Source organism: Rugamonas sp. DEMB1 (assembly GCF_029834475.1).
Taxonomy (GTDB): domain Bacteria; phylum Pseudomonadota; class Gammaproteobacteria; order Burkholderiales; family Burkholderiaceae_D; genus Rugamonas; species Rugamonas rubra.
In genome coordinates this window covers 3,257,284-3,268,939 of sequence record NZ_CP122407.1, presented here as the reverse complement: position 1 = coordinate 3,268,939, position 11,656 = coordinate 3,257,284, and the positions used below count along the sequence as shown (strand labels likewise).

Below are 11,656 nucleotides of genomic sequence, written 5' to 3'. Positions count from 1 at the left end.
GAATTGGGGGAATTATTCTATCTTTACAGCATTTATTGTTTCGAAATGATAACAATTCGCGGGCTCTCGTCGTGCCGGGACCGCGGGCAAAACCCAGCGGCAGAATCGAGGGTCAGACCCTAGGGTCTGACCCTGGTTCCTTGCCTGTGGGCGGCTTTGGGGCCGCTAGCGCCTTGACGAAAAAAAAGCCGGGTGCGCGTGAAGCGGACCCGGCCTTGGTGTGGCGCGGCGCCGCTCAGGCGCGCAGCAGCGCCGCCTCCTGCGAGCGCACCAGCTCGGCGAACTGCGCGGCCGGCACGGCCTGGCTCAGGTGGTAGCCCTGCAGCAGGTCGCAGTGCTTGGCGCGCAGGAACTGCAGCTGGGCCTGGGTTTCGACGCCCTCGGCCACCACCTCCAGGCGCAGGCTGTGGGCCAGGGCGATGATGGCGGTGACGATGGCGGCGTCGTCGGCGTCCTGCGGCACGTCGCGCACGAAGGAGCGGTCGATCTTGATGATGTCGACCGGGAAGCGCTTCAGGTAGGACAGCGAGGAATAGCCGGTGCCGAAGTCGTCGATCGACAGCCGCACGCCGAGGTTGCGCAGGCGGTGCAGCGCCTTCAAGGTGTCCTCGGCGTTCTCCATCAGGGTGCTCTCGGTGATCTCCAGCTCGAGCAGGTTGGGCGGCAGGCCGGTGTCGGCCAGCGCCGCCTCGACCGAGGCGGCGAAGTCCTTCTGCAGCAGCTGGCGCACCGACAGGTTGACCGCCACGCGCAGCGGCGGCAGGCCCTGTTCGATCCACTCCTTGAGCTGGGCGCAGGCGGTGCGCAGCACCCAGTCGCCGAGCGGGTTGATCAAGCCGGTCTCCTCGGCCAGTGGAATGAACTCGACCGGCGAGACCATGCCGCGGGTCGGATGGCGCCAGCGCACCAGCGCTTCCATGGCGATGATGCGGCCGGTCGACAGCATGGCCTGCGGCTGGTAGTAGACCTCCAGCTGCTGCTGTTCCAGCGCGCGGCGCAGGTCGCTCTCGAGCCGCACGTGCTCGGAGATCGACTGCTCCATCGAGGCCTCGTAGAACTGGAAGCCGGTGTTGGTCTTCTTGGCGCGGTACATGGCGCTGTCGGCGTGCTTGACCAGGGTGGCGACGTCGGTGCCGTCGTGCGGGTAGATGGCGATGCCGACGCTGCTGGTGACGAAGATGTCGTGGCCGTCGATCTGGAACGGCGCGGCCAGCACGCGGCAGATGTTGTGCGCCGCCGTGGCGGCCGCCGCCGGCCCCTCCAGGTCGCCGAGCACCACGGTGAACTCGTCGCCGCCGAGGCGGGCCACGGTGTCGACATTGCGCACGCTGTGCCGCACGCGCTGCGCCACCGCCACCAGCAGGCGGTCGCCGACGTCGTGGCCGAGGTTGTCGTTGACGTATTTGAAGCGGTCCAGGTCCATGAACAGCACGGCCAGCTGGCCCTTGGTGGCGTCGGCCTGCTCGATGGACTGGCCGAGGAGCTCGAAGAACAGGGTGCGGTTGGGCAGGCCGGTGAGCAGGTCGTTGTAGGCCAGGTGGCGGATGCGTTTCTCGGCGCGGTTGGCCTCGATGATGCGGCGCACCCGCTGCGACAGCACGGCGTAGTGGATCGGTTTGGGGATGTAGTCGCTGGCGCCGGCGGCGAAGGCGCGTTCAACCGAGGAGTTGTCCTGCAGGGCGGTGATCATCAGCACCGGGATGGCGCTGCCGCCGGGCAGTTCCTGCATGCGGGCGCAGGCGGTGAAACCGTCCATCACCGGCATCACCGCGTCCATCAGGATCACGTCGGGCTGGAAGCGTTTGAGCATGGCCAGCGCCTGGGCGCCGTCGGCCGCCTCTTCGACCTGGAAGCCGTCGCGCTGCAAGATGTAGCGAAGGGTGCTGCGGGTGCTGCGGTCGTCGTCGACGATCAGCACCTGGGCCAGCTCCTCCTGCGGACCCTGGGTGTCGAAGGCGTCGGCCGCCACCTCGCCGGTGAGGAAGGCGGCCACCTCGTGGTAGGCGGCGCGCAGGCGCGGCAGCAGCGGCGCGATCTGCGCCACCTGGTGGGCGATGGCCAGCTGCTCGGCCTGCTCGGCCAGCTCGGCCAGGGCGTTGGCGCCGAGGTTGCCCGACGAGCCCTTGAGGGCGTGGGCGCGGGCCCGCGCCGCCTCGTTGTCGCCGTCCTGCACGGCGTGTTCCAGCTCGTTCAGGTAGGTCGGGGTGTCCTCGAGGAAGGGCGAGATGGCGTGCGGCAGCGCCGCGCCGAGGATCTCGCGCAGCTTGTCGAAGACGGCGCGGTCGACCGCCACGGTGGCGTCGGCCGGCGGCGCATCGTCGTCGAGCAGTTCGGCGGCGTCGACCTGCTGGCCGGCGGCGCGGATGGCTATGCCGTCGCCGTCGCCGTCGCTATCGTTGTCCGTCTTGGCGTCGCTCTTGGCGTCGGCGCCGAGCAGCGGCGCCGGAGCGCCGTGCGGCAGCCATTTTTCCAGCTTGTGGCGCAGCTCGACCAGGGTGATCGGCTTGGCCAGGTAGTCGTCCATGCCGGCGGCCATGCATTTCTCGGCGTCGCCGCGCTGGGTGTTGGCGGTCATCGCCACCAGCGGCGTGCGCCGGCCCAATGCCTCCTCGGCGACGCGGATGTGGGCGGTGGCCTCGTAGCCGTCCATCTCCGGCATGCTGCAGTCCATCAGGATCAGGTCGAAGCGGTCGCGCTGCGCCGCCTCGACGGCCTCGCGGCCGTTGGAGGCGAATTCGCAGACGCAGCCGTTCATCGCCAGCATGCCGGCGGCGACCATCTGGTTGGTGCGGTTGTCCTCGGCCACCAGCACGCGGAACTGGCGTCCCGCCGCGCCGGGCGGCGGCGCCAGGCGCGGCGCCTCGGCGCTGTGGCGGCCGGCCAGCAGTTCGCGCAGCGCGGCCAGCAGGCGCTCCTGGCGCAGCGGCTTGCCCAGCGTGGCGTGGCCGCTGAGCAGGGCGCCGCCGCCGGCCGGGCCGTGGCGGTCGAGCACCAGCAGTTGCGGCACCAGGCCGGCGGCCTCGATGCGGCGGCCCAGGGCGGCGCCGTGTTCGTCGGTGGCGTGCAGGTCGAGCACCACGACGGCGTAGGGCTGGCCGGCGGCGGCGGCGGTCTTCAGCTCGTCGAGGGCGGCCAGGCCGGAGCCGGTGACGAAACCGTTCACGCCGGCGCGCGTGAGCACGCCGTCGAGGAACTCGCGCACCGCGGCGTTGCCGTCGACGGCCAAGACGCGGCGTCCGGCCAGGGTGGCGTCGGGCGTGGCGACCGGCTGCTGCACGGCGGGCCGGCAGCGGATCGAGAAGACGAAGGTGGTGCCGGCGCCGGGCGCGCTGGCCACCGAGATGGCGCCGCCGAGCAGGCCGACCAGTTGTTTGCAGATGGCCAGGCCGAGGCCGGTGCCGCCGAAGCGGCGGGTGGTCGAGGGGTCGGGCTGGACGTAGGATTCGAACAGGTGCTGCTGCGCCTCCTGGCTCATGCCGATGCCGCTGTCGCGCACCTCGAAGGAGAGGCCGAAGGGCGCGCCGGCGCCCGCCTCGGCCAGCGCGATGCGCACCACCACCTCGCCCCGTTCGGTGAACTTGACGGCGTTGCCGAGCAGGTTGATGAGGATCTGGCGCAGCCGCAGCGAGTCGCCGTTGATCCGCTCGGGCACGCCGGGCGCCAGCAGGTAGGCCAGCTCGACGCCTTTTTGCTGGGCCGGCCGGGCCACCAGTTCGATCACCTCCTCGAGCAGCTTGCGCAGGTCGAAGTCGACCTCCTCGAGCGCCAGCTTGCCGGCGTCCATCTTGGAGAAGTCGAGGATGTTGTTGATCAGGTCGATCAGCGTGCGCGAGGAGTTCCAGGCGACGTCGACGCATTCCTGCTGCCGTTGGTTGAGGTGCATTTCCTTCAACATGTCGAGCATGCCGACCACGCCGTTGAGCGGGGTGCGCACCTCGTGGCTGACGGTGGCGGCGAACTGCGCCTTCATCAGCGCCATGCTGACGGCGGCGTCGCGCGAGTCCTTCAATTCGGCCTCGCGCTGCTCGAGCACGTTCATCATCTGGTTGAAGGCCGAGCCCATTTCGATCAGGTCGCGCGGGCCGTCCGGCGCGGCGCGCATGCCGGACTCGCCGGCCTGGGCGCGGCGCATCAGGGTCGAGAGGGCGTTGAGCGGGTTGATCATGTGGCGCGTCAGCAGGCTGACCAGGCCGAGCAGGATGACGGCGAACGACAGGGTGATCGCCAGGTTGCCCAGCAACAACGACAGGGTCAGCCGCTGCAGGGTGTTCTTGCTGACCTGGACCTGGACGTAGCCGAGCAGCTGCGGCTGGTGGTCCTGCACCTCGAACGGCGAGGCCTCGGCCTGGCCGCCGTAGACCGGGGCGCCGAACAGCCAGGCGTCGTCGCTCTCGCCGACCAGGCTGGCGCGGGCCGGGTTGGCCTTGCCGGCCGGCGCGGTGGTCAGGCGGGTTTCCGGCTCGGTGCGCACCAGCAGCACGCGCTGGCGGTTGTCGATGATGCGCAGGCCTTCCACGTCGGGGAAGGCGAGGGTGGTGGTGACCACGTCGCGGGCGTTCTCGGCCGAGTGGAACAGCAGCGCCAGGGTGGACTGGCGCGCCAGGTTGTCGGCGATGCGCTGGCCCTGCTCGAGGAAGTAGTCGCGCATGCGGGCGCGCGCCTCCCAGGCGTTCATGAAGGAGGAGAACAGCGCCAGCCCGAGAATGGCGGCGGAGACGATGACGGTGAGTTGGCGCCGGAAACCGGTGCGGCGTAGATAGTTATGAAACATATTTACCGTGCTCGGGAGTCAAAGGTGGAACGGCTAGCGCGTCATGGCTGCGGATAGACGAAGTCGAAGGCGCGCTGCTGCTGGTAGCCCAGGTTGAGCCCCATGTGGTTGGCGGTGCGCACGTTGATGGCGGTCTGCAGCTCGCGCAGCGGCACCAGGCTGCGCCGCTTGGCGTCGCCGGCGATCATCCCCATGGCCGAGCTGGCCAGGGTGCGGCCCAGCTCGACGTTGTTGGGCACCATGGCGAACAGGGCGCCCTTTTTCACGTGCAGCACGTTGCTCGAGAACAGGGGCACGCCGCTGTTCCACGACTCGCGCAGCACCAGCGGCAGGATGGTGCTCTCCTCGACGGTGGTGGTGTCGTGCGGCAGCCAGACGGCGTCGCGGCGCGGGTCGGCGGCGTTGATCAACTGCGGATACAGCTGGGCGGCGCGGGCCAGGTCGCCGGCCACGTGGCTCGACAGCTCCAGGCCCTGGGCGCGGGCGGCGTCGCGCGCCAGCTTCATCAGCCATTCGCTCTTTTGCGGGTTGTAGACGACGATCACGCGGCGCAGCTCGGGCAGCAGGGCGCGCAGGCGGGCGAACAGCAGCGCCGGGTCGGGCGTCATGCTGATGCCGGCCACGTTCTCGCTCTCCGACAGCAGCAGCACGCCGCCGACCAGCACGGAAATCTCGCGGTCCAGGCCGGCCGTGGCGTTGAGGCCCTGGCGGCCCAGCGCGATGACGACACGGGTGCCGTTGTGTTTCAGGGTGGTGTTGAGTTCGGCGGTGTCCACCTTCGGGTCGACCGGGTAGCTGCGCACGCGCAGCTTGGTGCGCTCCTCGATGCCCTGGATCATGCTGACGAAGGCGCTGCGGAAGGGTTCGTCCACGTTCGGATACAGCACGGCGATGCTGCCCTTGCCGATCGAGGCTTGCAACTCGGGCCGGCGCAGCTGGTCCTCCAGCTGGGCCAGCGTGACGGGGCGCACCTCGGCCCACTGCGGCGCGCTCACGGTGCCGGACTCGATGCGGTCGAGCAGGGCGCCGACCGCGTTGCGCGGCGCGGCGCCGGGCAGGTCGACGATGGAGGCGGCGGCCGGGCGGCCGGGCGCGGCCGATGGCGCCGTCCGCGGCTGTGGCTGGGTTGGCTGTTGCGCGCGCGCCGGCGCCATGGCGAGCGTGGCGGCCAGGGCCAACATGCACATCAGAGCGCCGCTGGCGAGGTTTTGGCCAGCGTTGAATATTTTCTTTTTGATCATTAAACCGTCCATTGCGGCCCCGCGCGATCGTCGTCAACCGCTGGTATGCCGGGGCAAGAGCATCTGGCCAGTAGTATATGCTCTCTATTTACTATTAAGAAAGAATTTTCCCCATCCGTGCCCCGGTATCAGGGTTCCGGGAAGAGGAAATCGAAGGTCCGTTGTTGTCCTGCGTCAATATTCAAGCCGATGTGGCTGGCGGTGCGCCAATTGAAGGCGATGCGCACCGCGCGCAGCGGGCTGACGCCGCGCCGCGCCGGCTCGCCCTGCAGCAGGGCGGCGGCCAGGCCGGCCAGTTCGCGGCCCAGTTCGTAGTTGTTCGGGTAGAGGGCGAACAGCGCGCCCTTCTTGACGTGCAGGATGCTGCTGGAAAAGATCGGCACGTTGCGGTTCCACGATTCCTTCAGCACGATGGGCAGGATGGTGGCCTCGTCGACGGTGGTGGGGTCGGGCGGCAGCCAGAGCGCGTCGTGGCGGCCGTCGGCGGCGGCGAAGGCGGCCTCGTAGCGGCGCGCGGCGCCGGCCAGGTCGCCGGCCTCCAGCGCGTTCAACTCCAGGCCGAGGCCGCGCGCCGCCTCGCGCGCCTGGCGCATCAGCGCCTCGCTGTTCTGCGGGTTGTAGACGACGATGACGCGGCGCACCGCCGGCAGCAAACTCTTCAGGCGGGCGAACAGCAGGGCCGGATCGGGCGACAGGCTGATGCCGTTCAGCTTGTCGGCGTCCGGCACCGAGCTGACGCCGCCGACCACCACGCCGAGCGCCGGCTCGAGCCCGCTGGCCGCCTTGACGCCCTGGCGGCCGAGGGCGATGACGACGCGGCTGCCGTTGCGCTTCAAGGTGGCCTGCAGTTCGGCCAGGTCGGCGTTGCTGGCCACCGGGTAGCTGCGCACGCGCAGCTTGCCGCCGTCCTCGATGCCGTCGATGATCTCGGTGAAGACTTTGCGGTAGGGTTCGCCGATGTCGGGGAACAGCACGGCGACCGCCTCGCCGGCCGGGCGGCGCGCGGCGTCGCCGGACTGGGCCAGTTGCAGCGCATCGGCGTGGCGCGGCCGTGGCGCCGGCTCGCCCGTCCGCGCCGGGGCGGCGGCGAAGGTGGCGGTGCTGGCGGCGGGGCCCGCGTCCGGGTTGGCGTTGGCGCCGGCCGGCGCGGCGGTGCCCAACAGCGCGGCCAGCAGCAGCAGGCCCAGTTGCGTCACCGGCCAGGCGCCCGGCAGCGGGCGCAGCGGCAGGCGCGTCGCGCCGCGCCGGCGCTGCGGGGGCGCGCTAAACAGATGTCTAAGAAATAAAATGGCCAAGTCGAACGGCAATAGTTAAGACTCACGGTGTTGTTCAACGTTGCAGCGGCGCGCAGGCGCGGGTATCGCGCATGCAGCGGCCACTGCCACAGCGGCAGAATATGTCATACGGGCAAGTGTATCTCTGCGGGCGCGATTGTGGGGCAAAAAAGTTACATTTTTTGCAGTGCGCTTGATCTGGCTTGTCATAAAAGTCACATTTGCCCGGTGTGCGGCGCAACATGGAGGGGGCGGGGCGGGCTCGGCGGCGGGCAAAAAAGGTTCTTCTCGGATCGCCTGGACGCCGAGCTTAGCCCGCAAACCAAGGGGTCTGACCCCATGCGGGGTCAGACCCCGAGGCATATCGGTGTGCGGGGCAAAAAAAAAGCCCGCTGCGGGAGCGGGCTAAATCTATTCCTTGGAGGAGATAGAGGAGACAGGTCAATGATGCCGCATCGCACTATCTTTTTCCAATTTTTAATTGTGATCATAGAGATTCAGAAAACGAATATCTGTTGTTGCCGCGCCGCAAGTGATGGCGTGTGGATAAGATTTTCTCGGATGTCACATGTTCCGCTATAGAATCATCCGCAATTCAATATTGATAGGTTGGCAAGATGACTAGCGACAGCAGCAACCCGATTCCCGATTCCGTGGCCGCCGCGCCGGACGCCGGCCTGCTCGATGCCGGCCGGCCCAGCCGCAGCGCGCTGGCGGTGGCCATGCTGCGCGCCGCCCACCAACTGCTCGACGGCGCCAGCGTGTTCGCCGACCCGCTGGCCCTTGCCATCATCGGCCCTGCGCTGGCGGCCCAGGTGCGCGACGAGCCGGCCCGCTTCGACGCCGGCCTGGGCCGCGTGCTGCGCATGGCGATGGCGCTGCGCAGCCGGGTCGCCGAGGACGAGCTGGCGCGGGCGGTGGCGCGCGGCGTGCGGCAGTATGTGGTGCTCGGTGCCGGCCTGGACACCTCGGCCTACCGCAACGGCGTGGCCGATCTGCGCGTGTTCGAGGTCGACCATCCGGCCACCCAGGTGTGGAAGCGCGGCCTGCTGGACGCCGCCGGCATCGCCATGCCGGCCACGCTGAACCTGGTGCCGCTCGACTTCGAGCGCGATACGCTGGGCGCGGCGCTGGCCGGCGCCGGCTGCCGGCTCGACCAGCCGGTGTTCTTCTCCTGGCTGGGCGTGACCTTGTACTTGAGCGACCAAGCCATCTTCGCCACGCTGGCCCAGGTGGCCGCGCTGCCGGCCGGCAGCGGCATCGTGTTCGACTACGGCGTGGCGCCCGAGCTGCTCGAGCCGATGGCGCGCATGGGCATGCAGCACATCGCCCGCAAGTACGCCGCCGAGGGCGAACCGTGGAAAAGCTTCTTCGATCCGGCCGAGCTGGCGCGCCGCCTGCACGGGCTGGGATTCAGCGCCCTGGCCGATTCGGGTGCCGCCGAGCTGCTGGCGCGCTACCCGGCGGCGCACAGCGTCGGCGGCGGCACGCGTCTGATGCTGGCAAATGTATAAAATTAGACATTTTGTTAAATATTTTAGAGTGGTGGCTCTACTATGATATTTTTACGACAAGTCTTTCCGTGCAGCAACGCAATCCGTGTTACTCTCGATCCTGGCACTCCTTATAAGAAAAACATGCTTGCATATGTGTAATTCGAGTAAAGGTTTTGCCGTTCACCCACTCTGAGATAACAAGGAAAAAGAGAAAATGGAAATCCAAATCGACACCAGCTTCATCCTCATCACCGATTCGACCGAATCGGAATACCTGCAAGACGACATGAACGGCGCTCTGGCCGATGTCAGCGTTTCCTGCTGCACCTGCTCCTGCTCCTGCTGCTGCTAATGGATGGCTGCGCTGAGCGGCGGCCCCGGCCGGCGCCCATGCGTTGCCGCGGCTGATCGAGCTTGCGCGCACTTGTGCGTCAAGTGCGCGCCGGTCGGCACGCGCCGGCGGGCGCCCGGTTTCGGCCGGCGCGCCCGCATTCCAGGGTTTTGAATGATAGGTATCGCTATGAATGACTGTCTCTATGTATCGCCGCTGGCGGAAATCACCACCATCGGCGCCGACAAGATCGCCTTGTCCGTGGTCGGCCGCCGCTTCACGGTGGAGGACAAGGTCGGCATGCTCAAGGGCATCCTGGCGCTGGCCCGCGACGGCGTCAGCCGCGACGCGCTGGTCGAGCACATGGCCGACAGCTTCCCCGCCGAGGCGGTCGACGCCGCCCTCAAGGCCCTGCTCGACACCAAGGTGCTGGTGCGCCACAACGGCCGTGCCAGCGGCGACGCCACCCACGAACACTTGACCCACCGGCGCGAACTGGAGGGCCTGACCATGCCCGGCCAGGGCGCCGCCTACGAGCGCGCCAACTGGCTGGTGGCGCTGGCTGGCGAGGGCGCCTGCGCCGACGCGCTGGCCGCCTCCTTCGCCGAACTGGACGTCGCCGTGCTGCGCGTCGGCGCCGGCGCCGATGCCGCTTTGCCTTGCGCTGCCGCTGCCGGCAAGCGCGCGCTGCTGATCGTTTGCGCCGACCACGAGGACTACGCGCTGTTCCGCGCCATGAACGCCAAGGCGGTCGAGGCCGGCATGCCCAGCCTGTACGTCGGCATCGACTGGAGCACCGTGCAGTGCGGCCCGCTGGTGATGCCGCGCGCCACCGCCTGCTATGAATGCTACTTCCACCGGGTGCGCGGCACGCGCAAGTTCGTCGCCGAGTTCGACGTGCGCAGCCTGCCGGACGCCATCATGTACCACGCCATTCCGAGCAAACTGGCGCTGCGCTTCGGCGTTGCCGAGGCCTCGCGCGTGGTGCTGCAGTACCTCAGCGGCACGCTGGAGAACCTGCAGCACAGCGTGTTCAGCGAGATCGACAGCCTGAGCGGCGAGATCCACCGCAGCCGCATCCTGCGCCTGCCGCGTTGCGCCGCCTGCGGCAACGCCAGCAGCGCGCGCCCGGTGGGCAGCGTGTTCCAGCAGGCCTTGCTGCGTCGGCGGGCTTGAGATGGGCCGCACCATGGAACAAATGAACCTGGACGCCGCCGACCCGGACCAGCGCCTGGCGCTGATCCACCAGGCGCTGGTGCACCGCCGCCACGGCATCATCACCACGCTGCTGGAGGAGACCGAGCACCCGGACGCGCGCGGCCTGTTCGTCTTCAACGCGCTGATGGTCGACGTCAAGGCGATGATGATCGACCCCTCGCGCGCCAAGCCGAACAACCCGACCAGCGACCGCGCCAGCCTGGCCGGCTCCGGCGCCGCCTTCGACCGCACGTCGGCGCTGTGGGCGGCCTTCGGCGAGGCCATCGAACGCTACTCGGCCGCCGTCCACTTCGACGACCAGCTGCACTACGCCAGCCAGGACGAGTTGGGCGAGGCCGCCGTCGGCGCCGAGCAGTTCGTCCTGTTCTCGCCGGAGCAGTACGCCGCCGAGGGTTTTGAATACGCCGCGCCGGACCGCGGCGCCACGCGCGCCTGGGCCGCCGCCGCCGATTTGCACGACCCCGAGCGCGCGGCCTATGTGCCGGCGCAGATGGTTTATCTGGGCATGCAGGTCAAGGACAAGCGCGAGATCGTGTTCCAGTCCTCGTCCACCGGCCTGGCTTGCGGCATGGACGAGCCGCGCGCCATCCTCAGCGGCCTGGCCGAGGTGGTCGAGCGCGACGCCTTCGCCGCCATGTGGCAGATGCGCTATGCGCCGCGCGCGCTGGAGGTGAGCGAGGAGAGCTGGGCCAAGCTGCTGCCCGGCGTGCAGCGCGCGCTGCGCCACCCCTCGCTGGAGGTGCGGCTGTGGGACATCACCACCGACATCGGCATGCCGGTGGTGCTGTGCCTGGCGCGCAGCAAGAACGACGGCACCATGTCGCTCGGCGCCAGCGCCCAGCTGGGCGTGGAGCAGGCCGTCAACAAGGCGGTGATCGAGGCATTCCACGGCTATTGCTGGGGCAGTTCCATCCTCGGCGCCGGCACTCCGCTGCCCGAGCGGGCGGCGATCCGCAATCCGGGCGACCATTTCGCCTACTTCCTCGAGCAGTCGCGCCAGGGGGCGATGGACTTCCTGTTCCAGAACGGGCAGACTGTCTCCAGCGCCGACCCGGCCCTGCGCCAGTTGGCCACGCTGGACGATCTGCTGGCGCGTTTGAAGGCGCTGGGCCACCGCGCGCTGGCGGTCGACGTCACCTCGGCGGACATCGGCAGCCTGGGCTTTTGCGTGGTGCGGGCGCTGATCCCGGGCCTGCACCCGCTGTTGTTCGGCGACGGCATGTTCAGCCGCGACGAGCGCCGGCTGCGCAAAATCGCCGCGTTCTGGGGCCTGGACGGCGTGCCGCCGTTGAACACCGATCCCCATCCGTTCCCTTGAAGTGGAT

The 11,656-nt window shown here is 68.8% G+C and carries 7 protein-coding genes; 4 read left to right on the top strand and 3 right to left on the bottom strand.

Annotated elements, in window-relative coordinates; genetic code table 11:
• Positions 1-235: 235 nt before the first annotated feature.
• From QC826_RS14780 to QC826_RS14770, 3 genes are all read right to left on the bottom strand, one after another.
• Positions 236-4,771 carry an EAL domain-containing protein gene (locus tag QC826_RS14780; protein WP_279766263.1) on the bottom strand — a complete coding sequence of 1,512 codons (4,536 nt, stop codon included), beginning with the start codon at positions 4,769-4,771 and terminating at the stop codon, positions 236-238.
• 41 nt (positions 4,772-4,812) lie between these two features.
• A complete protein-coding gene (locus QC826_RS14775) occupies positions 4,813-5,958 on the bottom strand; it encodes an ABC transporter substrate binding protein (protein ID WP_093390164.1) in 1,146 nt (381 codons plus the stop codon).
• 182 nt (positions 5,959-6,140) lie between these two features.
• Positions 6,141-7,208 (bottom strand): ABC transporter substrate-binding protein, encoded by a 1,068-nt coding sequence (locus tag QC826_RS14770; RefSeq protein ID WP_279766262.1) that lies wholly within the window; start codon positions 7,206-7,208, stop codon positions 6,141-6,143.
• A gap of 695 nt (positions 7,209-7,903) precedes the next feature.
• On the opposite strand from QC826_RS14770, the gene QC826_RS14765 reads away from it, so the two are divergent.
• From QC826_RS14765 to QC826_RS14750, 4 genes are all read left to right on the top strand, one after another.
• Complete coding sequence (locus QC826_RS14765) at positions 7,904-8,800, top strand: class I SAM-dependent methyltransferase (RefSeq protein ID WP_093390141.1); 897 nt, start codon at positions 7,904-7,906, stop codon at positions 8,798-8,800.
• A 196-nt stretch (positions 8,801-8,996) separates the two neighbouring features.
• On the top strand, positions 8,997-9,134 hold the full coding sequence (locus tag QC826_RS14760; RefSeq protein ID WP_174900650.1) for a hypothetical protein: 138 nt from the start codon (positions 8,997-8,999) through the stop codon (positions 9,132-9,134).
• A 168-nt stretch (positions 9,135-9,302) separates the two neighbouring features.
• A complete protein-coding gene (locus tag QC826_RS14755) occupies positions 9,303-10,289 on the top strand; it encodes a TOMM precursor leader peptide-binding protein (RefSeq protein ID WP_279766261.1) in 987 nt (328 codons plus the stop codon).
• Positions 10,290-10,302: 13 nt separating this feature from the next.
• Positions 10,303-11,649 carry a YcaO-like family protein gene (locus QC826_RS14750; protein WP_279766260.1) on the top strand — a complete coding sequence of 449 codons (1,347 nt, stop codon included), beginning with the start codon at positions 10,303-10,305 and terminating at the stop codon, positions 11,647-11,649.
• Positions 11,650-11,656 lie beyond the last annotated feature (7 nt).

What these genes read in the sequence shown, in the direction of transcription:
- QC826_RS14780 (WP_279766263.1), bottom strand. Translation starts at nt 4,771, where the DNA reads ATGTTTCATAACTATCTACGCCGCACCGGTTTCCGGCGCCAACTCACC.
- QC826_RS14775 (WP_093390164.1), bottom strand. Translation starts at nt 5,958, where the DNA reads ATGTGCATGTTGGCCCTGGCCGCCACGCTCGCCATGGCGCCGGCGCGC.
- QC826_RS14765 (WP_093390141.1), top strand. Translation starts at nt 7,904, where the DNA reads ATGACTAGCGACAGCAGCAACCCGATTCCCGATTCCGTGGCCGCCGCG.
- QC826_RS14760 (WP_174900650.1), top strand. Translation starts at nt 8,997, where the DNA reads ATGGAAATCCAAATCGACACCAGCTTCATCCTCATCACCGATTCGACC.
- QC826_RS14755 (WP_279766261.1), top strand. Translation starts at nt 9,303, where the DNA reads ATGAATGACTGTCTCTATGTATCGCCGCTGGCGGAAATCACCACCATC.
- QC826_RS14750 (WP_279766260.1), top strand. Translation starts at nt 10,303, where the DNA reads ATGGAACAAATGAACCTGGACGCCGCCGACCCGGACCAGCGCCTGGCG.